Source organism: Citrobacter sp. VF227 (assembly GCF_052950715.1).
In genome coordinates this window covers 42,860-63,740 of sequence record NZ_JBRFVF010000001.1, presented here as the reverse complement: position 1 = coordinate 63,740, position 20,881 = coordinate 42,860, and the positions used below count along the sequence as shown (strand labels likewise).

The following is a 20,881-nucleotide window of genomic DNA, read 5'->3' as shown; positions in this document are numbered from 1 at the left end:
CCGCCGAACGACTGATAGCCGTTTAACGGCCTCCTGGGGAAGGGATTATGGCGGACAGAAATGACGAAAAAAATGATGCGGCGCAGAAAAGTATGACGATTTTCTAAAATTATCATACTTTTTTCTGATACTCCGTTATGAGTACGACCTGAATCTCAGAAAATTGAGTAAACCTTAGCCATGTATTCAATGCCATATTAATCACAGACTAATAGTTATCAATAAGGATTATTGGCCACCCCGATTTTCCTTTATCTAAAACTCATGACAATTTATGTATATTTATTCAAGAAAATCACCAGAAGTGACAAGTTATGTAAATTTGTAATGATAATTATTTGTATTATCATTTCGATCACTTATCTTACTGCCTTTGATTTTTAACAAAGGAAGTTTGACTATGCGTTTAAAACCTGTTGCCTCTGTCGTTCTGTCCTGTTTAGGGTTTTCCAGCCCCTTTGTTTTCGCCGAAGATGTCATGGTGGTAACCGCTTCCGGTTACGAAAAGAAAATCACCAATGCCGCCGCCAGCGTCTCTGTAATTTCACAGCAAGAATTACAAACCAATAAATATAATGATTTAGGTGAAGCCCTGCGTTCTGTTGAAGGGGTCGATGTTGAAAGTAGCACCGGTAAAACCGGTGGTCTGGAGATCAGCATTCGTGGCATGCCCGCCAGCTATACCCTGCTTCTGATTGACGGTATTCGTCAGAATGGCAGTAGCGACGTAACGCCAAACGGCTTCTCTGCCATGAATACCAGTTTTATGCCTCCACTGGCGGCGATCGACCATATTGAGGTAATTCGCGGCCCGATGTCGACACTTTATGGCTCTGACGCAATCGGTGGCGTAGTCAATATCATCACCAAAAAAAGCACCGACAAATGGAGCACTTCCATCAATACCGGCGTTAATCTGCAGGAGAGTAATAAGTGGGGTAACAGCACGGTCGCCAACTTCTGGTCAAGCGGCCCATTAATCGCAGGCGTACTGGATATGCAGGTGCGAGGAAGCACCACCCAACGTCAGGGTTCCAGTATCACTTCGTTGAGCGATACCTCTTCCACCCGCATACCTTATCCAACCGAGTCGGAAAACTACAATATCGGCACGCGACTCGACTGGAAAGCCAATGAAAGCAATACGCTGTGGCTGGATCTCGACGCCGCCAGACAGCGTTATGACAACGATGATGGTCAGTTGGGTAACCTGACGGGAGGTTATGATAAAACGCTGCGCTATGAGCGTAACAAAGTGACCCTCGGTCACGATACCGCCTTAACATTTGGTACCTGGAAATCCTCCCTTGGCTGGAACGAAACCGAGAACAAGGGCCGACAACTGGTCTCCTCCGCACTCACGCCAGAAAACGCCGGCCGGGCCGGTGATGCGCGTGAGCTTAAAAACACCAACGTCATTCTGGACTCCGTACTGCTGACGCCACTAGGTGATTCGCATCTGTTAACCCTCGGCGGAGAATACTGGGATGCGCGGATGAAAGATGGTGTGGTGCTGGCTAATACCGGCGAGACGTTCCATCAAAAAACATGGGCAGCCTATGCCGAAGATGAATGGCATATTCTCGACTCGCTGGCCTTAACCGCAGGGACGCGCTATGAACATAACGATGTCTTCGGTGGTCATCTCAGCCCGCGTGCGTATATGGTCTGGGACGTATCTGAGGAATGGACGCTCAAAGGCGGCGTAACGACCGGTTATAAAGCGCCATCACTGAGCCAGTTACATAACGGGATCAGCGGCGTAACCGCACAAGGAACGGTGAATACGGTCGGTAACCCGGACCTCAAACCGGAGGAAAGTATCAGCTACGAAACCGGGCTGTATTATGAGAACGACGCAGGGCTGAACGCCAACATAACCGGTTTCTATACCGAATATAAAAATAAAATTGTCTCGTATTCTATCGATGACAATACCAATAGCTATACCAACAGCGGTAAGGCGAGAACCGATGGCATTGAATTTGCCAGCACCTTCCCTCTTTGGTCGGATGTACTGACCCTATCCCTCAATTACACCTACACCCAGAGTAAGCAAAAAGACGGTGACAATAAAGGCGCGCCGTTAAGCTACACGCCAAAGCATATGGCTAACGCCCGTCTGAACTGGCAGGCAACGGAAGATATGAACGCCTGGCTGAGCGCACGGTATCGCGGTAAAGCCCCACGCTTCACGGAAAATTACGACAATCTCAGCGCAGTACAAAAAGCCGTCTATGACGATAAAGGTGCTAATTTAAAAGCCTGGACCGTCCTGGACATGGGAATGTCTTACAAACTGACCAAAGATCTGACGCTGAATACGGCAATCAATAACGTGCTGGATAAAGACTTTAGCGAGGTTAAACTTTACCAGGTGGGCCGTAGTAGCACCTACGCGGGGGATTACTATCAGACGGCGCAATCAACCACCGGATACGTAAACCCAGGTCGCAACTATTGGGTATCCTTAAACTATCAGTTCTAATGTTATTTCCTCTTCCTGACGGGCTGTCAATGATAGCCCGTCAGGGATTATGTTACATAATAATCACTGTCGAACAACGATGTTACAACAGCCTATTCTTTATAAGAGTATCATTAAAATAACGCCTGCTTTTTGTAACTAAAAGTAACGAGTCCGACTGCAATATTCTCACGAAGTAAGAAATCCGGAATCAAATTCATTCGCTCTATGAATATTTAGATTTTAAAAACCGAAAAATAAAACCCAATATCATCATATCTTCCTGATCTACATGCCCTCACCCTCAAAAAAACATTTATCATTACAATAATAAATATACATTCATAAAACCAATCATCTAGATTTAAAAAACAAAACGTAACATCTCTTTTATTTTATCCAGATACGCAATGTTATTATTTCTAAAATAACATCAACGGTAACCACCATGCTCATCACGCACGAAGTACTTTATAGAATAATCGGTGAAAGGATTTCCGATGATTGTATTATTTACTTGTCTGGACCGTCATCATTAGATACGCCCCTTGATATAATGCGTAGTAAAAACTGCATTTGCGTAAATGGTAGCGCAGGTTATTTGGTTAACAACAATATCCCTGTATTTATCTATGTTGTTTGTGACGGTTCATTTTATGAAAATAATAAAGAATTATTTTATAAATATTGTACCTATGCCCAACATACTTTTATTAGTGAGGATGTTGTTAAAAGAGCTAACATGACCGAGAAAGAGAACTTACTCAGCACATGCTTTCTTTTAAAGGACATTTGCAAATCCAGAGGAGGCATTGGCCGAAAAATTCGTTATAAAATAAAATCCTTTGCTAATAAAAATCTTAAAATTAAGTGTTCAGCCTTCAGAAAAGTGAAAACGATCGCATTTTCAACTGATGTCACCTATGGCCATTTTGGTAGTGCAACGGTCGCATTTAGCGCATTACAAATAGCCATTAGCTTAAAGTTTGAAAGAATAATATTTTCTGGTTTAGATTTAAATGGGAGCTGTAAACGATTTTATAACGAAATAAATACGCAACCTACAACACTTCCAGCTGACTTTGAATTCATATTAAAGTCATTTTCTTTTGTAAGCAGCAATTATGACGGTAAAATCTTCAATCTTTCGTCCCAAACTGCTATTCCGTACGATGTAATTCCATTTATAAGTACGGAAGAAGCAGCTTGTTTCAGCATCCACTCGTGACTCAGTAATCACATTAAAATAGCTAAACAATTAATACAAAAACACCCCTTCCTGCACCATTAGATACAATACCAAAGCAATAACTCCAGCGATACCGCCTAAAAACAGGACTGCTGCAATCGCAAGTTGGTTGCGGTTTGTGTATTTCACATTGCTTTGCACATCCAACTTTTCTTTATTTCCTGAGACCGCCTCGTGACGTGAATCACACTCCATAGCGAATGTTATATCTGCCATACCGTTATCCAATTACTGTACAGGAAAACCCAAATAACCATCACACTGCTAAGGATATAGGCTTTAAAGAACAGGAACTGAGATTTATCTCACGATAATCGCTGGATTGTTCACAGCTCAACCAGACATCTGACGCTTTTTAGGGGATGAATCTCATCCATTTCTCACCAAAAAACTTGACTTTTGATTTTGTTAACAGAACGCAGCGCTATCAAAACCTGAACTGTAGGTCCAGGAGGCCCATGAGGCCCAGGTAACACGTCAATACATTACACCTGGTATCAGGTTGAAAATAACTAAATCCTAATCTCCTATTGATAATAAGGATTTGTTAAGCTTTCTGCGATACGGTAGCAGCGACATATCGTTTGAGGAAAAAATAATGTCCAGGTTCTCAAAGCTTCAGATCCACTTACACTGGCTAACATTGATGTTAATAGCAATAACCTATGCAGCTATGGAGCTCCGTGGCTGGTTTCCCAAAGGCGGCAATGCTTACCTGTTGATGAAAGAGACCCATTACAATGCCGGCGTATTTGTTTGGTTTTTAATGATAGTGCGTTTAATTATTAAGCATAAATACAGTGACCCGGCCATCATACCTCCCCCACCTGCATGGCAACTGGCGTCTGCCAAATTGATGCATATCCTGCTCTATGTTTCTTTTCTGGCACTACCATTGTTAGGGATCTTAACGATGGCTTTCGGTGGTAAGAGTTGGACTTTTTTGGGATTAAATATTCCTCCTTTCGTTGACAGTAACGGAGAGATAAAGTCAGTTGTTAAGGACATTCACGAAACACTTGCCAATATCGGCTACTTCCTGATTGCAGCCCATGCTGGGGCAGCATTATTCCATCACTATATACAGAAGGATAATACACTTGTGAGAATGATGCCGGAGTCTAAGCACTTAAAATAACGGGAAATTACTTCATTCCGCATTGCAGACATGAAAGCATACAAGCTGTCATTATAACGGTTATTTATTAAATTTTGGCAAATAGTCAGACTGACAAACGCCAGTCTGACTGTATGTACCATTCGTTCAGCGTTCCCTGGCTTCCGGCAAATTCCCCCATTTTCCAGGCTTATCCCATTTCCAGCAAGGCGCCGTAATGCGATTCATCATTGGCATACACGCCGGTGCTGTAAGCATTGACTGAACCTTTGCAATGGTCATCCGTCCGGTTTTCGCTTAAGCGGCTTATGAAAACCCTGCACCTACAAAGAATCATGCTGTAGTGAGATAGAGGGGATATTCAGGCATGGATTGCCTAAGAGGCCCATTCAGTTCTTGCCGTTTCGAATCGTGCCTGGCGATTTCAACATCGTTATGTTATGGCATCATTACGATTACGCCTTCTATTGAAATCCGCATAAAAACGCAGTATAAATACTGTATATTCATCCAGCAAAGAGACAATGAGCAATGTTTGTGGAACTCGTTTATGACAAAAGGAATTTTGATGGACTGCCCCGTGCAAAAGATATCATTCTGGACGAATTAACAAAAAGAGTTCACCGAATCTTCCCCGATGCTGAGGTCCGGGTTAAACCGATGATGACCCTGCCAGCCATCAACACTGACGCGAGCAAACATGAGAAAGAACAGATAAGTCGTACTGTTCAGGAAATGTTTGAAGAGGCTGATATGTGGCTGGTTTCAGATTAAGTGCGTTCAATTCATCTTCCTTTACTCTATCCCGCTCGACTGTATTCTGCTGCTATGTGCAAATAGCTGTCACCACCGGGATTTCATGCAACAGTCAGTAATTCATCTGTGTTGAGGCCTGATTGAGTCGTATCAGGGTTAAATTGTAAAGTGACCTTAACTGGAGAATTACTGATGGAGTGGGTAAACGCGTTGATGAACCATTTCGCGCTTCATCCTTTCAGCCTGTGGGGCCTTCTTTTTGGAATAGCATTCGCAAAATCTACGTTCCTCATTTCTGCTGTATTGCCGCCAGCATCTGTTATGTTGGTTGCTGTAATTTCTGTCGGCAAGGCGACGCTTTCACCATGGGAAGCGGGAATTGCTGTAATGATTGGAGCATGGTGCGGGACAATTGTTAATTATCATCTTGGAATGATGATGGGACACCTGGCCTGGCTTGCACGCATAATGTCCCATCATGCCGATACAGTAGTACGGGTTCGACGTCGGTTGCAAAACAGTTCAGTACCGATACTTTTTACTTCACGCTTTATTGCCGTACTCCGTTATATTGTGCCACTAGTGGCTGGAATGTTGCGGCTTCATCCAGTGAAAGTATATGTAGTCAGTCTGATATCTGCGGCGAGCTGGTCAGCACTTTATGTTGGAGGCTTTACTCTCGTTTTGCCTTTTATTAGCTAAATCGCTCATAACGAGCCCACAACAAGCCTTGATGACTCCCTGCTAACGAGTGGATAATAAGACAGGGAAACAATTTCATTGCAGGCACGTTCAACACGCTACCGTTAATTGCAAACCTCGATGGTAAAGATCTTACAGTCGCAATGTTAAATCTTGCGGGTAAGGATCAAAGTAATTTTGCGTCAGCAGGTAGCCGTCCGGGTATTCCGCCAGATAATGTTTCAACAGCGTCATCGGGGCCAATATGGGCAGTAGCCCGGCGCGATAATTAAGGATAACCTCGCGTAACTCACCGCGTTGGCGCATCGTTAACTGATTACGGAAGTACCCTTGAATGTGCATCAGCACGTTAGTGTGGTTTTTACGCGAGGCCGGTTTCTTCAGGATTGCCATTAATTTGTCGCGGTAGACCGCAAAAAACGCGTCCAGATCGTCCCACTCATGCAGTGATGCGACAAATGGACCAATTTCCCGGTATCCGGCCTGATGGTGGGCCAACAATTGCAGTTTATAACGGCTATGAAATTCCAGTAGCGTCCGCCGCGTCAGACCATTTTGGCGCAGCGTATTGAGCTCATGTAACGCGAAAACACGTTCGACGAAGTTTTCACGCAGAACCGGATCGTGCAGCCGTCCATCCTCCTCAACCGGCAGCCACGGATATTTCTCCATCAGCGCAGCAGTAAAGAGCCCTACCCCGTCTTTACGCCCACGATTCCCTTTTTCATCATATAAACGCACGCGTTCCATGCCACAGCTGGGGGATTTGGCACAGACAATAAAACCAGACAATGTTTCCAGCCCAGCCAGATACATCTCGCAAAAGTCGTCCATTTTGTCGGTTACGTCTTCGTGAGGGGCATGGCTAAAACGCATACGGATATCCCCGGTCGTCGTCTGTACCAGCCGCAGCGCCGGTCGGGGGACAGGCAAGCCCATCGCCATCTCCGGGCAAATTGGCCGGAAAGTCACCCAGTGGGCCAGCCTCTCCATCACAAATTCTGCCCGCTTATGCCCGCCGTCAAAGCGAACGGCAGCCCCCGTTAAACAGCCGCTGATCCCAACGGTGGGTTGCATTTTCATGGCGTCTTCCTCGCTATTGCGTTTTACGGGAGAAGAAGAGCGTCACCGTGCCGACGGTGAGACCAAATTTCTTCATCTCCGTTTTATTAAACAAATGGTTAGCATCCTGCAGGTACATCCAGTCATCAAAATTCAGCAACCAGGTTCTGCCGCTGGCTTTCACATTCATACTGTAATGCCAGTTGAACGCGTTGCCCGCTGCTTGCCCCTTCGCCACGCCTTCAATATCGCCAGCGGTACCTTCGTAACGATCGGCGCTGACTTTACGGATATGCCATACACGCTGCTGCTTCTCTCCATCGTCGTACACAAAGCGTTCATTGAGGGTCAATGTGTCCCCCACCACATCGCCGTTAATATCGACATGGAAACGACGAAGCTGTTTACCGCTGCGATCCTGAACCATCCCCCATGCTTGCGTTTCTCCCTGAAAATACTGAAAGATATCCAGCGTCGGCTGCTGCTGGCGATACTCGGTAATTTCGGCGCTACAACCAGAAAGTTGCATCATCAGCGGTAAGCTTAGGGCTAATAAACGTTTCATTTATTACCTCCAGTGAGCTGCTGCCGCAGCTCAGGATATTGCGTACGGGAACCCAGCCAGACAGCGAGAAAGTTTTCGCTGAACGCCGCCGACTGTGGTGGGCCAAGCGGGATGAAATGCCTTTGTGCCACTGACAAGCGATACCAAAATTGCCCCTGCTTATCCTGGAAGACAAAAACCAGTTGTGTACCCGGCGCAACGTCTGGCCATAGCTCACCCAACATGCGAAGCCAGGACTCACTCTGCGCTTCCCGTGCCAAAATACCCTGCGCTCGCCACTGATCACGGGTGGCATCCACCAGTTCTTGCCGTTCAATATTGCGCTGATAGGTGATAATCAGTGCCTGATCCTCTTTCAACCCACGATAGCGCCCATCCGGAGTGCGTAATTGTGAGTTATAGATCGTGAATGGCCCCCAGGTGAGCGTCGCATCACCGACTTTCCGCCAGCTTAACCAGTCTGTGGCACCTGCAAACGGCGCAATCGCCATTACTCCCAGCAGTATCAGTAAGGCAAGTTTCATTGGTGTCTCCCCATAAAAATATGAAAAAACAGCATCAACACCAGCCAGCCCGTCGCCATTAAACCGACCACAATAAATGTCGGCTCCAGAAAAGTAATGGCTCCCAAACGCTCTCCTATCAGATAAGCGATCGGTCCACCACCGGTGGCCATGATTACCAGCATCCATCCTGGCAAGGAGGTCGAACAGGTGAGGTGCGTCCACATGACGGCGAACATGAGCCAGAGCGCAAGCATCCATAACGGCAACAATGCTTCGCCGTGAAAATCAATCAACCCGGTCAGCGCCCACAACGCATCCAAACCACCGCCCGCAGCTGTCAGCATTAACGCGCACAGTCGTTGCGCCGCAGGCAACATGAAGCAGGCCAGAATAGCCAGACCAAGCCATAACACCAGACCGCGCTCACGAAATAACACCACCATGAACCAGTACAGATCGAACCCGACAGCCAAGAGAAAGACCTGTAAATGGCGCTTCATGGACGCTCCGCCGTCAGTTGCACCACACTGATTGTGCGGGCGTTAAATCCGGCTTCGCAGTAACCGAAGTAGTACAACCACATACGGCGAAAACGCTCATCAAAGCCCAGCTTTTCAATTTCATGCCAGCCGTGAACAAATCCTTGCCGCCAGTGCGCAAGAGTCCGGGCGTAGTCGGGCCCCATATCGAACAGGTTGCGAACCACAAAGTCAGTATGTTTTGTCATCAGGCCGCTCATCGCGGTGATGCTGGGTAAAAAACCTCCCGGAAAGATATAGCGCTGAATAAAATCGACACTTTTACTGTAATCGCGATAGCGCTGATCCTGAATGGTAATCGCCTGAAGCGCCATTTTGCCCCCAGGGCGCAGGCGTGCCTGACACGTACGGAAAAACGTCGGCAGATAGCGCTGCCCCACCGCTTCGATCATTTCAACTGATACCAGTTTGTCGAATTCCCCGGTCAGGTCGCGGTAGTCGCAGAGCAATACGGTGACTCTCTCCTGTAAACCAGCGCGGGCAATGCGCGCTTTCGCCCAGGCAAACTGCTCCTGCGACAGGGTCGTGGTGGTCACCCGGCATCCGTAATGACGCGCGGCGTATTCCGCCATCGCTCCCCAGCCGGTCCCAATTTCCAACAGATGATCATTCGCGGTCAGCGCCAGCTGATCGCAAAGTCGCGCCATTTTGGCCTGCTGAGCCTGCGCTAACGACTGCTCGGGGCAGGTGAACAAGGCGCTGGAATAGAGTAAATCCTCATCCAGAAAGTGCGCGTAAAAGGCATTGCCGAGATCGTAATGCGCGGCAATGTTTTCTTTTGCCTGTTGCCGATGGTTGCGGCGCGTCCAATGACGTAAACGCTCAACGGGTCGGCCAAGCAGGCGGAATCCACTTTCCAGTCGCCCCAGCAGGGTGCTGTTGAGCGCAAATATTTGCAATAACGGCGTGAGCTGCTGCGTTTCCCACTCTCCATCCATCCAGGACTCTGCCGCTGCAAGACTTCCCCCCGTCAACACCCGCCAATACACTGTGGGCGAAACAATATGTACGTCGGCGCGTAATTCAGCCGAAACATCACCAAAATGAAAGACCTGGGCCCCTTCCCGCACCGTGACTGAACCCTGACGAAGGCCGCTCAGCATACGAAAAAGGAACCAACGCGCAACACGCAGGTTGCGCGGAATATCGGGTTCAATCGCAAAGGTGGGATCGGTCATGATCGTTCACTCCTGCTCACGGGATGATTGTAGAGAGGGACTCGCTTGAGCCACAGTCGTAGCGCCTGCCAGTAAATCGCTGACACCGTTTTCAGCGTCATCATCGGCAGTCGTCGCAGCAACGTGCGTAAACTTGCCGGCGTCAACGGCTCGCGTTTGAGCATCAGGGTGGCATCAAAAATTTTCTCTGCCTGATGGTTTTCGATATGCATATGCAGCGTTTTACCCGGCGAGTTAAATCGCCAGTGATAGACCATATCCATCGGATTAAACGGCGATACATGGAACGCTTTTTCCAGTGGCCGCTTTTCCTGCGCATCTACGGCATAGTAATGACGCTCATTCCACGGCGTATTGCGGACCTCCGCCAGCACCCAGCGCAGGATCTGCGCGCGGTCATAGCAGTAGTAAAAATTGACCGGATTAAAATGAAAACCGAAATAGCGCAACTGCGTCAGGAGCATCACGCGACCTTCAGGACGATCGCCCGTCAGGCTGGCAAGCTGATTCATCACGTTCTCTTTTAACGGGGTTCCCAGCGGGTAATCCACATCATGAAAAGCAGTTGCAGCGAAGCGATTACGTTTCACGCCCACGCCCGGAAGCTGAGCGAGCTCGTCCAGATCGAGCCAAGCCATAAACACCTGATAAGTAAACTGGTGCGTGGCCGGCTGAAGGCGTCGGTGGCGTAATACGCCGTGGTACAGGCAGCTGTTCATCTTAGCGCCCCTCTCCTGCGGCAATGCCGTGTACCACATCCAGCGCACTGCGTACGCCATCTTCGTGAAAACCGTTGTACCAGTAAGCACCGCAGAACCAGCTCCGATGCTGACCGTTGATCTCAGCGCGACGCGCCTGCGCCCGCCAGCTTTCAGGGTTAAACAACGGATGCTCGTAAACAAAGCGTCGCCAGACGAAGCGGTCGTCGATGGGGATGTCCGGATTGAGGGTCACGCAAAATAGCGGGCTTCCTTCAGGTAATCCCTGGAGAATATTCATGTTATAGGTGACGCAAGCGCTGGCCCTCTCTTGCTCACTCAGGCGGTAATTCCAGCTTGCCCACGCGCGTTCGCGTACCGGTAACCAGCGGCGATCGCTGTGCAACACAACCTCGTTACGTTGCCAGCCAATTGCGCCCAGCACGTCGCGTTCTGCTGGGGTCGCATCCTCAAGTAAAGCCAGAGCCTGCGAGGAATGGCAGGCGAAGATCACCTGATCAAATGTCTGTATTGATCCTGCCAATTGTATTTTGACGCCGCTGTCGTAGCGAATAACCTGCTGAACAGGTGAATTGAGGTGCAATTTCAGACGATCGCCCAGCTTCGCCAGCATGACACGAATGTATTCGCGCGATCCGCCCGGCACCACATACCATTGCGGTCGATGCCAGATATCCAACAAGCCATGGTGCTCAAAGAACCGTAAGAACAGCGCCAGTGGAAAACGGCGCATCTCCTGAAGTGAAGATGACCATATGGCCGCGCCCATCGGCAAAATATAATGCCGCGCAAAGAACACGCTGAAGTGGTGTTGGTCGAGGAAGGTCTGAAGCGTCGCGTTCACATCGGTCTCATTTAATGCCTGTTTCGCCAGACGATTAAAACGGACAATCTCTTTCAGCATTCCCCAATATGCGGGGTTGACCAGATTTCGACGTTGGGCAAACAATGAAGTCAGCGTATGACCGCTATACTCCATACCGCTTTGCGGATTATGCACCGAGAAGCTCATCTGCGTTTTTTGCCCCTGAATGCCGAGTTCGCTCAGCAAGCCCATAAAACGCGGATAGGTTCGGTCGTTATAGACGATAAAGCCGCTATCAATCGCGAAACTCCCGTGCGGAGTCGCCACATCCACTGTCGCAGTATGGCCGCCAGGGGACGACGCCGCTTCAAAAAGCGATACCTGATGGTGTCCGGCCAGACGCCAGGCGCAGGTTAGTCCGGCAATACCACTGCCAATGATAGCAATTTTCATGAACGTACCATCCTGCGCAGCAACATGCGCTGGAAACACTCAGGCAGCCCGGCCAACAGACGCAGCAGCACGCCAAAGCCTGTCGGGAAGGCAATATGATTTTTTCCTTTCACCAGGCCACGGCGAATCGCCTTCACCGCCTGCTCTACACTTACCTGACCGGGCATAGGAAAATCGTTTTTACGGGTAAGCGGAGTATCGACAAATCCTGGCGAAACGACAGTCACGGCGACACCTTTCGGTTCCCAGTCCAGACGCAAACTGTTAGCAAACCAGGTTAGCGCCGCTTTAGACGCGCCATAGGCTTCAGCCCGAGGAAACGGCATCCAGTGCGCCATCGAACTGACCAGCACCACGCGGCTACCGGAGGTTAACTGCGTCTGAAGCGCTTCCAGGCAGTTGATGGGTCCCAGATAATTCGTCGCCATCACCCGTTCAACCTTCTCGGCATCTATCCAGCCGTGATCGAGATATTCGCAGGTTCCGGCGCAGAGAATAACCAGTTCGGGTTTGCAGTCCGCCAGCGCCTGGCGACAGGCGTCCCTGTCTGTCATATCGAACAGGCGTACTGTAATGTTGGCATGGGATTGGCGCAATTGTTCCAGCCGTTCAGGGTTGCGACCACAGGCAATCACGTGACAGCCGTCATCGGCCCATGACTTTGCCAGCCCGGCCCCAATCCCGGAGCTTGCGCCAGTAATGAGGACAGTCATCATGCGCGCACCCTCCTTTTCACACCGCGAACGGCCCAGCCCAACAGTGGCAGATGCTCATAGAGCATCTCACCGGCATCGTAATAATCACGCTGGCGAAAAATCTTCTCACCATGCGTCTCTACCATTGAACATCCCGGCAAAGATCGTATTTCTCCACCAGAAATCCGCGGATGCGACCAGTACATGGTCCAGGTCACGGCAAACCGCCCGCTCTCACAAAGCGGCGGATCTATAGCAAAACGGCAGGCGTTTACATTCGCCAGGAGGTGCGAGAAATAGCGCTGGATGGCAAACAGCCCGTTATGTTCCCCGAACGGATCGACAAGTACCGCATGCACGTCGTACAACCCGGCAAGCGCGGGGACAGGCTGGCGATCCAAACTGGCGTAGTAATCCACAAACCTGTCGATAACGGATGGCTGTGCGCGCATAGCTCTTACCCTTAAGTGAACCACATGACGTAGTGGCATAATTAAAACTTACACAAACACTTAAATTTGTCCAAGTTTTTGCTAAAAAATATTTATAAATCTATTTAATTCAATAAATTAGAAATAATTATTTTTAGAGGAATCATTCAGAAGCTACTAAAGCAGTGGCTGATCGACACACAGGAAAGGTCGTGACAGAGGATTAAAGCGGGATCACTTCGAGGGAGTTGACCTGTTGCTGCCAGAGCTCTATCTGTTTTTTACGCGCCGCAGTGAGCTTACCAGACGTCACCAGCAGCCATTTTCGCTCGGGAAAAATCTCAGGCGCAAGCGTCGCGGGCGGCACGGGAAGCACATCAATGCGCAGTCCCTGTCCGGTACGACAAAGCGCTTCAAGCCAGATTTCGCAGGGGTCGGTAAGATGCCAGCCGGTAATCAGGTAGTTATCGCCCGGCGCACGCTTATCCCCTTCCAGACAAAATGAGGTGTAAGAAATGATAATGCCATCAAGGATTTCACGCAGTGTCATGATAGCCGGCACGTTGGCCGAGACCTGACTTCGCAGAGGTCGCAACACCTCACTCACCAATTCAGGACGAGGATACTCGCGGCCCGCATCATAAATAAGCTGGCGCAGGGATTCAATTTTCCCTTCATTCAGGCGCTGCAGCATACTCTCTTGCAGGGTGAGCCAGTTATTCGTTCGCCGGGCACCAGGGCGGGCCAGCAACGGTTTTACCTGACTAATTGGTACGCCTTTTTTCACCCAATCGAGAATTTTAAGCGCCTGCCGGATATCGTCATCGCTATACAACCGGTGCCCACCATCCGTACGCTGTGGTTTGAGAAGTCCATAACGACGTTGCCAGGCACGCAGCGTTGTGGCGGTTATTCCACAAAGCCGCGCAAATTCACCGATGGAATAGGACATACAGAACACCTGATAACAAAGAATACGCTCAATATACTACGAACTACGTTGGATTAGATAAGCGAAAACTACTTGCCTTACAATTGCTAAATACCATACAACCGCCTTCAGGAAGACGTAAACAAAATAACCTGAGAGTAGCGCGCAATTTTTCAATTCTAACTAATTGATATATTAGGCTATTAACTTTACGGCTTCCTGGTAGCTGTTGTTCCTAAAATATTTTTACTTTTTGAAGATTTTCCCCTGCGTTCCGGCATCCGTATCCCGCCAGACATCCTCACCTTTCACGCGACGGTCTCCCTGGAGGGTATAAATCACCATCCCCTGCTTGAACTGCAGCCCGCCATCTGTTTTTGTGGCATGTACGCTCTTTCCATTGACGATGACTTTATCATTTTTATCAATACTGATGTTCGCAACCGTATCACCGCTATCACTCAAAGCTAACCACTTACCAGCATAAGGACTGGTTGCTGATGCTGTGGTATCGCTGCTCTCATTAACAAAACCAGCTTTTGCATTTTCAGCTTTAGATTTGTTGATATCACAACCTTGCGCCTCAGAGACCTGAGTACAACCAGACTGCTCAAGTTTATGCCGATAATCTTTATTGATAGCCCAGGTAGTGGATGTGAACAGCATAGAAACTAATGACAGGCAAATAACTACCCTTTTTGTACACATAGTGCGACCTCACGATGATAAGCCCAGATGAGAAGCAGCGAATAGCTACCCTTCTAAAATCTTAGTCAAGATCGTAGATACCTGTTATAAAAAGAGTATCACCATTCGATTTTTTGATAAATTTTTAAGCAGCAAGGGGCAATGAGCAAGATAGTTATTCGAATACCGACTGCTGTTGCTACGGTACAATGTGACAAACTAATCAAGGCCGAATAGCAACCATCTTGATGCGTAAAAAGACGAAAAGATAATGCGATGTTAAAAATGAAAGAAAACAACATTAATATCAACCGAATTCACTTTCTTTATGAGGCGTTGGCCAGGAGACATGCTTCCCCTGAAGATAAATACCTGGCCATTCTGAATGAAGGATTGAAAGCCTTTGACCTGTCTCTTGGTATTATTAGTCAGATAGAGGGTGAGCGTTACTCTCTACTTGCGGTTTCTCCAACAAGAGGAGACATTTCAGCTGGTATGGTTTTTGATCTGAAAAACACTTATTGTCAGCAAGTGGTCAGAGAAAAAAGAATAATAAGCGTTGAACATGCAGGAACACATCCTGACTTTAATTCCCATCCAGTCTACATTGGTATGAGGCTGGAAAGTTATATCTCAGCGCCAATATGGGTGAGAGAAAAATTATGGGGCACAATCAATTTCTCCTCAACTCAGATAAGAACCATAGCATTCTCTGATGATGACTATGAATTTATTAGTTTAATGGCCGAGGGTATTGGTTCGTTAATCGAGATAAATTTATTAATCAGTGAAAATGAAATTGTTATTTCAGCACTACAAAAAAACAATGACATACTCGAAGCTATTTTTAAGAACTCAACTATCGGGATGGCTCTTGTCGCTTCTTCTGGCCAATGGAAAAAAGTTAACAATTCACTGACCCGTATGCTGGGATATACTGAAGAACATCTGCTTTCCATTAACTTTCAAAATATAACCCACCCCGATGATTTAAGCACTGATTTAAGACAATTAGATGCACTTTCTCGAGGAGAAATTCCATTCTACCAACTAGAAAAGAGATATCTGACAGCGACCGGGAATTATATCTGGATACTTCTGAGTGTTTCTTTGGTACGCGAAGATAATGGTGAAGTCAAATATTATATTGCTCAGATACAAAGTATTAATGAGCGTAAAAAGATGGAAATTGAGCTCAAAAAGCAAAAGGAGGAGTTACACAAAATCAATACTATGCTGGAGCGAATGGCCACTGAGGACAGTCTGACGGAGATTGCAAATCGCCGAAAGTTTATGCTCTGGTTTGAGAATGAAATGACCAGAATGGCGCGACATCCCGTACCGGTGTCACTTGCCATTGCCGATATCGATTTTTTTAAATCATATAATGATTCCTATGGCCACCAGGAAGGTGACTATGCACTTAAGAATATCGCCAAAGAACTTAGCCATACCCTGCGAAGCCAAGATAAAGTCGCACGATTTGGTGGTGAGGAATTTATCATGCTTTTCCCTGAAACGGATGAAAAAGGCTGTTTTTTGGCTTGCGAAAGATTAAGGAAAAGCATTGAGAAACTGAGCTCGCTCAGAAGACCGGTCACAATCAGTATTGGTGCAGTAACCTACCATCCCAGAGAAGGGAAGCTTGTTACCTTTGATGATTTATTGAAAGTGGCAGACTCCAAACTCTATGATGCTAAAAGGTCTGGGCGAAATAAGGTAAAAGTAGTCAATTTAGCAGACCATCAGGGCTAATCGAGTCTCTATCTCGACGCGAACCCGCTCAATTGGTTCTTAATCAGAACGACACCGTTGCAGCTGCGGGCAGTGGTATGGATGTGGGTCTTTCTACCATGACCGATGGGTAAAGCAGTTGTGCAATAAACGGCAGTTCGCAACGGAATCAGTGGGTTATCCCAAAAACTGATACTGGAAAAAAACCTAAAGCTGTAGCTAGTTTAAGTTGACCACTTCAGAGGCAAATACGGCATTGAATGGGAAGCAGGAACCGCCCCAACCATTCATGAGCAACGATCGCTTTCAGTAAGAATTAATAGGGAACAAAGAATTGATACACAGAAATTATTGGGACATAAATCAAGAAAAATGACAGACAAGTATAACGACGACAGAGGTAAGGATTGGATAGTTGTCGAAGTAAAAAAGAGGTGAGCATGCCTGGTTTTTGGGAAAACGTTTTGGAGAGAGTTTTGGGGAAACAATGTTGCAGGCATAAAAAACGGGAACCACCTGGCTCCCGTTATCATACAACCCAATATCTGGATTACATGTTTTCGATGATCGCGTCACCAAACTCTGAACATTTCAGCAGCTTAGCGCCATCCATCAGACGCTCGAAGTCATAGGTTACGGTCTTGGCGTTAATCGCGCCTTCCATACCTTTAACGATAAGGTCAGCCGCTTCAACCCAACCCATGTGGCGCAGCATCATTTCAGCGGACAGAATGATAGAACCCGGGTTCACTTTATCCTGACCGGCATACTTCGGTGCAGTACCGTGGGTTGCTTCGAACAGCGCGCATTCGTCACCGATGTTCGCGCCCGGAGCGATACCAATACCACCAACCTGTGCTGCCAGCGCATCGGAGATGTAGTCGCCGTTCAGGTTCATACAGGCAATCACGTCATATTCAGCCGGACGCAGTAGGATCTGTTGCAGGAACGCATCGGCAATAACGTCCTTAACCACGATCTCTTTGCCGGTTTTCGGGTTCTTGATTTTGACCCAAGGACCGCCGTCAATCAGCTCACCACCGAATTCTTCACGCGCCAACTGATAACCCCAGTCTTTGAACGCGCCTTCGGTGAACTTCATGATGTTACCTTTATGTACTAAGGTAACAGAATCACGATCGTTAGCGATGGCATATTCGATTGCTGCACGAACCAGACGTTTAGTTCCTTCTTCAGAGCATGGTTTGATACCGATACCGCAATGCTCAGGGAAGCGGATTTTCTTCACGCCCATTTCTTCGCGCAGGAATTTAATCACTTTCTCAGCGTCAGCAGAGTCCGCTTTCCACTCGATACCCGCGTAGATATCTTCAGAGTTCTCACGGAAGATGACCATGTCGGTCAGTTCTGGGTGTTTAACCGGGCTAGGCGTACCCTGGTAATAACGCACCGGACGCAGGCAGACATACAGGTCAAGTTCCTGACGCAGGGCAACGTTCAGAGAGCGAATACCGCCGCCAACTGGAGTAGTCAGTGGGCCTTTGATGGCAACACGATATTCACGAATCAGATCAAGGGTTTCAGCAGGAAGCCAGACGTCCTGGCCATAAACCTGGGTGGATTTCTCGCCGGTGTAGATTTCCATCCAGGAGATTTTACGCTCGCCTTTATAGGCTTTCTCGACAGCAGCATCGACAACTTTGATCATCGGTGGGGTTACATCAACGCCGATACCGTCGCCTTCAATGAACGGGATAATCGGATTTTCAGGAACGTTGAGTTTGCCGTTTTGCAGGGTGATCTTCTTACCTTCCGCCGGAACAACTACTTTGCTTTCCATTCACCTCTCCTTCGAGCGCTTCTGGTTCTGCTCGTCTGTCATCGCGCTGCATGTGCGTTTGCGTCCTGCTGCACGAATGCGTTAGAGCAATTTTTTGTTAATGTTTTGTAATGAGCATGTCAATACTACCCTAATGTTCGCCGCCATGAAAGACACTCGTTCTTAGGCTATAATGCGGCAATTGATATAATCTGAAAATACCATGCAAAAAACTTCTTTTAGAAATCACCGGGTTGAGCGATTCAGCTCACGACAAGTCACCAGACAGCGTAAAGAAAACCAGCCAAAACGCGTGGTTTTGTTCAATAAACCCTACGATGTTTTGCCGCAATTTACTGACGAGGCTGGCAGAAGAACGTTAAAAGATTTTATTCCCGTGTCGGGGATCTATGCTGCGGGTCGACTCGATCGGGACAGTGAAGGGCTTTTGGTGCTGACCAATGATGGTGCGCTGCAGGCCCGGTTAACGCAGCCCGGTAAGCGTACCGGGAAAATTTACTACGTCCAGGTCGAAGGCGAGCCGACGGTAGAAGCGCTTAATGCGCTGCGTAACGGGGTAACGCTCAATGACGGTCCCACGCTGCCCGCAGGTATTGAAGTAACAGAAGAACCTGCATGGCTGTGGCCGAGAAACCCGCCTATCAGGGAGCGGAAAAATATCCCTACCACCTGGCTGAAAGTCACCTTATATGAAGGCCGCAACCGTCAGGTACGCCGCATGACAGCCCATGTTGGATTCCCGACGCTGCGCCTCATTCGCTATGCCATGGGGGATTACACACTGGATAATCTCGCCAATGGTGAATGGCGAGATGCTACTAACTGAATAAGGAACAGGTATGTTCAAACCGCACGTTACGGTCGCCTGCATCGTGCATGCAGAAGATAAGTTTTTAGTCGTTGAGGAAACAATCAATGGCAAAGCCTTATGGAATCAACCAGCCGGACATCTGGAAGCGGATGAGACGTTAGTGCAGGCCGCCGCTCGCGAGCTATGGGAAGAAACAGGTATCCACGCGCAGCCACAACATTTCATTCGAATGCATCAATGGATTGCGCCGGACAAAACGCCCTTTTTGCGTTTTCTGTTTTCTATCGAGCTTGCCAATATGTGCGCTACTGAACCTCATGACAGCGATATCGACTGCTGTCGCTGGGTCAGTGCAGAAGAGGTTCTCTGCGCGCCAAACCTGCGCTCTCCGTTAGTTGCGGAGAGCATTCGCTGCTATCAGAGCGGACAACGCTACCCGCTGGCGATGATCGGTGAATTTAACTGGCCGTTTACAGAGGGTGTCAAGTAAGGGGCTGCGTGCTAGAATATGCCGCCTTGAAGTTCAATGTCGTGAGTATTCCTATGTCTGAAAGCCCAAAAAAAGTGATCGTCGGCATGTCCGGCGGTGTCGATTCCTCCGTTTCTGCCTGGCTGTTGCAACAACAGGGTTATCAGGTAGAAGGCCTGTTCATGAAGAACTGGGAAGAGGACGATGGCGAGGAATATTGCACAGCGGCTGCCGATCTTGCAGATGCACAGGCTGTCTGTGACAAACTCGGCATTGAGCTGCATACCGTCAACTTTGCCGCAGAATATTGGGACAACGTCTTTGAATTGTTCCTTGAAGAGTACAAAGCGGGCCGTACGCCAAACCCGGATATTCTGTGTAATAAAGAGATTAAGTTTAAAGCCTTCCTCGAATTTGCCGCTGAAGATTTAGGTGCCGATTACATCGCCACCGGTCACTACGTGCGTCGCGCGGATGTCGACGGTAAAAGCCGTCTGCTGCGTGGTCTTGATGGCAATAAAGACCAGAGCTATTTCCTCTACACGCTCGGCCATGAGCAAATCGCGCAAAGCCTGTTCCCGGTGGGCGAACTGGAAAAACCGCAGGTGCGTAAAATTGCTGAAGATCTCGGTCTGATTACGGCCAAGAAAAAAGACTCCACCGGTATCTGCTTCATTGGCGAACGTAAGTTCCGAGAATTTCTCGGTCGCTACCTGCCAGCTCAACCCGGTAAAATCATCACCGTTGATGGCGAAGAGATTGGCCAGCATCAGGGGCTGATGTACCACACCCTGGGTCAGCGTAAAGGTCTGGGCATTGGCGGGACGAAAGAAGGCACGGAAGATCCGTGGTATGTGGTGGATAAAGACGTTGAGAACAACATTCTGGTTGTTGCTCAGGGTCATGAACACCCGCGCCTGATGTCCGTTGGCCTGGTGGCGCAACAGTTACATTGGGTCGATCGCGAACCGTTCACTGGCACAATGCGCTGCACGGTGAAAACCCGTTATCGTCAGACCGACATTCCGTGCACCGTTAAGGCACTGGATGCCGAGCGTATTGAAGTCATTTTCGATGAACCCGTCGCGGCGGTAACGCCGGGTCAGTCGGCTGTCTTTTACAATGGCGAAGTGTGCCTCGGCGGCGGCATTATCGAACAACGATTGCCTCTGTCGGTATAATTACCTACACATTTGATACAAGG

Annotated in this window: 22 protein-coding genes and 1 pseudogene; 10 read left to right on the top strand and 13 right to left on the bottom strand. The window is 48.3% G+C overall.

The features are described from left to right. Positions 1-400 precede the first annotated feature (400 nt). Positions 401-2,488, top strand: a complete 2,088-nt coding sequence (locus ACU8YC_RS00355) for a TonB-dependent receptor (RefSeq protein WP_151218964.1) — start codon at positions 401-403, stop codon at positions 2,486-2,488. Positions 2,489-2,915: 427 nt separating this feature from the next. Next, complete coding sequence (gene waaZ, locus ACU8YC_RS00350) at positions 2,916-3,695, top strand: 3-deoxy-D-manno-oct-2-ulosonate III transferase WaaZ (protein WP_446894901.1); 780 nt, start codon at positions 2,916-2,918, stop codon at positions 3,693-3,695. A 30-nt stretch (positions 3,696-3,725) separates the two neighbouring features. Here waaZ and ACU8YC_RS00345 read toward each other — a convergent pair whose 3' ends face one another. After that, positions 3,726-3,932 carry a hypothetical protein gene (locus tag ACU8YC_RS00345; RefSeq protein ID WP_151218962.1) on the bottom strand — a complete coding sequence of 69 codons (207 nt, stop codon included), beginning with the start codon at positions 3,930-3,932 and terminating at the stop codon, positions 3,726-3,728. A 382-nt stretch (positions 3,933-4,314) separates the two neighbouring features. On the opposite strand from ACU8YC_RS00345, the gene cybB reads away from it, so the two are divergent. The 3 genes from cybB to ACU8YC_RS00330 all read left to right on the top strand — a co-directional run bounded on the left by cybB (position 4,315) and on the right by ACU8YC_RS00330 (position 6,291). Beyond that, complete coding sequence (cybB, locus tag ACU8YC_RS00340) at positions 4,315-4,854, top strand: cytochrome b561 (protein ID WP_151218961.1); 540 nt, start codon at positions 4,315-4,317, stop codon at positions 4,852-4,854. 510 nt (positions 4,855-5,364) lie between these two features. Further along, a complete protein-coding gene (locus ACU8YC_RS00335; protein ID WP_151218960.1) occupies positions 5,365-5,607 on the top strand; it encodes a DinI family protein in 243 nt (80 codons plus the stop codon). Between the two features lie 174 nt (positions 5,608-5,781). Beyond that, positions 5,782-6,291 (top strand): DedA family protein, encoded by a 510-nt coding sequence (locus ACU8YC_RS00330; protein ID WP_151218959.1) that lies wholly within the window; start codon positions 5,782-5,784, stop codon positions 6,289-6,291. A gap of 132 nt (positions 6,292-6,423) precedes the next feature. Here the strand turns inward: ACU8YC_RS00330 and ACU8YC_RS00325 are convergent, their stop codons facing one another. The 11 genes from ACU8YC_RS00325 to ACU8YC_RS00275 all read right to left on the bottom strand — a co-directional run bounded on the left by ACU8YC_RS00325 (position 6,424) and on the right by ACU8YC_RS00275 (position 14,841). After that, a complete protein-coding gene (locus ACU8YC_RS00325; RefSeq protein WP_286545066.1) occupies positions 6,424-7,374 on the bottom strand; it encodes a YbgA family protein in 951 nt (316 codons plus the stop codon). A 13-nt stretch (positions 7,375-7,387) separates the two neighbouring features. Continuing rightward, complete coding sequence (locus ACU8YC_RS00320; protein ID WP_151218957.1) at positions 7,388-7,918, bottom strand: DUF3833 domain-containing protein; 531 nt, start codon at positions 7,916-7,918, stop codon at positions 7,388-7,390. Then, positions 7,915-8,442, bottom strand: a complete 528-nt coding sequence (locus ACU8YC_RS00315; RefSeq protein ID WP_151218956.1) for a hypothetical protein — start codon at positions 8,440-8,442, stop codon at positions 7,915-7,917. Before ACU8YC_RS00315 ends, ACU8YC_RS00320 begins: the two co-directional genes overlap by 4 nt. Beyond that, on the bottom strand, positions 8,439-8,924 hold the full coding sequence (locus ACU8YC_RS00310; protein ID WP_187252571.1) for a DUF2878 domain-containing protein: 486 nt from the start codon (positions 8,922-8,924) through the stop codon (positions 8,439-8,441). Before ACU8YC_RS00310 ends, ACU8YC_RS00315 begins: the two co-directional genes overlap by 4 nt. After that, positions 8,921-10,141, bottom strand: coding sequence for an SAM-dependent methyltransferase (locus tag ACU8YC_RS00305; RefSeq protein WP_151218954.1), 1,221 nt, complete (start codon positions 10,139-10,141; stop codon positions 8,921-8,923). The genes ACU8YC_RS00310 and ACU8YC_RS00305 overlap by 4 nt, the downstream gene beginning before the upstream one ends. Beyond that, the gene (locus ACU8YC_RS00300; RefSeq protein WP_286545070.1) at positions 10,138-10,860 is read right to left on the bottom strand and encodes a DUF1365 domain-containing protein; all 723 of its coding nucleotides are present in this window, start codon (positions 10,858-10,860) and stop codon (positions 10,138-10,140) included. The genes ACU8YC_RS00305 and ACU8YC_RS00300 overlap by 4 nt, the downstream gene beginning before the upstream one ends. A gap of 1 nt (position 10,861) precedes the next feature. Continuing rightward, on the bottom strand, positions 10,862-12,118 hold the full coding sequence (locus ACU8YC_RS00295) for an NAD(P)/FAD-dependent oxidoreductase (RefSeq protein ID WP_210904976.1): 1,257 nt from the start codon (positions 12,116-12,118) through the stop codon (positions 10,862-10,864). Beyond that, a complete protein-coding gene (locus ACU8YC_RS00290; RefSeq protein WP_151218951.1) occupies positions 12,115-12,834 on the bottom strand; it encodes an SDR family NAD(P)-dependent oxidoreductase in 720 nt (239 codons plus the stop codon). Before ACU8YC_RS00290 ends, ACU8YC_RS00295 begins: the two co-directional genes overlap by 4 nt. After that, positions 12,831-13,265 (bottom strand): nuclear transport factor 2 family protein, encoded by a 435-nt coding sequence (locus ACU8YC_RS00285; RefSeq protein WP_151218950.1) that lies wholly within the window; start codon positions 13,263-13,265, stop codon positions 12,831-12,833. Before ACU8YC_RS00285 ends, ACU8YC_RS00290 begins: the two co-directional genes overlap by 4 nt. 202 nt (positions 13,266-13,467) lie before the next feature. Then, positions 13,468-14,196: a MerR family transcriptional regulator gene (locus ACU8YC_RS00280; RefSeq protein ID WP_187259567.1), complete on the bottom strand. Its 729-nt coding sequence runs from the start codon at positions 14,194-14,196 to the stop codon at positions 13,468-13,470. 225 nt (positions 14,197-14,421) lie between these two features. Beyond that, positions 14,422-14,841 carry a hypothetical protein gene (locus ACU8YC_RS00275; protein WP_151218948.1) on the bottom strand — a complete coding sequence of 140 codons (420 nt, stop codon included), beginning with the start codon at positions 14,839-14,841 and terminating at the stop codon, positions 14,422-14,424. A 297-nt stretch (positions 14,842-15,138) separates the two neighbouring features. On the opposite strand from ACU8YC_RS00275, the gene ACU8YC_RS00270 reads away from it, so the two are divergent. Both ACU8YC_RS00270 and ACU8YC_RS00265 read left to right on the top strand, forming a co-directional pair. Further along, positions 15,139-16,617, top strand: a complete 1,479-nt coding sequence (locus ACU8YC_RS00270) for a sensor domain-containing diguanylate cyclase (RefSeq protein WP_446894900.1) — start codon at positions 15,139-15,141, stop codon at positions 16,615-16,617. 219 nt (positions 16,618-16,836) lie between these two features. Continuing rightward, positions 16,837-17,034 (top strand): annotated as a pseudogene (locus ACU8YC_RS00265) (integrase); the annotation flags it as partial. Between the two features lie 112 nt (positions 17,035-17,146). On the opposite strand, the gene icd reads toward ACU8YC_RS00265, so the two are convergent. Further along, a complete protein-coding gene (icd, locus tag ACU8YC_RS00260) occupies positions 17,147-18,397 on the bottom strand; it encodes an NADP-dependent isocitrate dehydrogenase (protein WP_003030769.1) in 1,251 nt (416 codons plus the stop codon). A gap of 202 nt (positions 18,398-18,599) precedes the next feature. Between icd and rluE the strand changes: the two genes are divergently transcribed. Genes rluE through mnmA form a run of 3 tightly spaced genes read left to right on the top strand, consistent with a single transcriptional unit; the run spans position 18,600 to position 20,858 of the window. Continuing rightward, entirely contained in the window at positions 18,600-19,223 is a 624-nt protein-coding gene (gene rluE, locus ACU8YC_RS00255; protein ID WP_210904974.1) for a 23S rRNA pseudouridine(2457) synthase RluE, read from the top strand. Positions 19,224-19,236: 13 nt separating this feature from the next. Then, positions 19,237-19,698, top strand: coding sequence for an NUDIX hydrolase (locus tag ACU8YC_RS00250; protein ID WP_005120989.1), 462 nt, complete (start codon positions 19,237-19,239; stop codon positions 19,696-19,698). Between the two features lie 53 nt (positions 19,699-19,751). Beyond that, positions 19,752-20,858 (top strand): tRNA 2-thiouridine(34) synthase MnmA, encoded by a 1,107-nt coding sequence (mnmA, locus tag ACU8YC_RS00245; RefSeq protein WP_151225273.1) that lies wholly within the window; start codon positions 19,752-19,754, stop codon positions 20,856-20,858. The last annotated feature ends 23 nt before the right edge of the window (positions 20,859-20,881 follow it).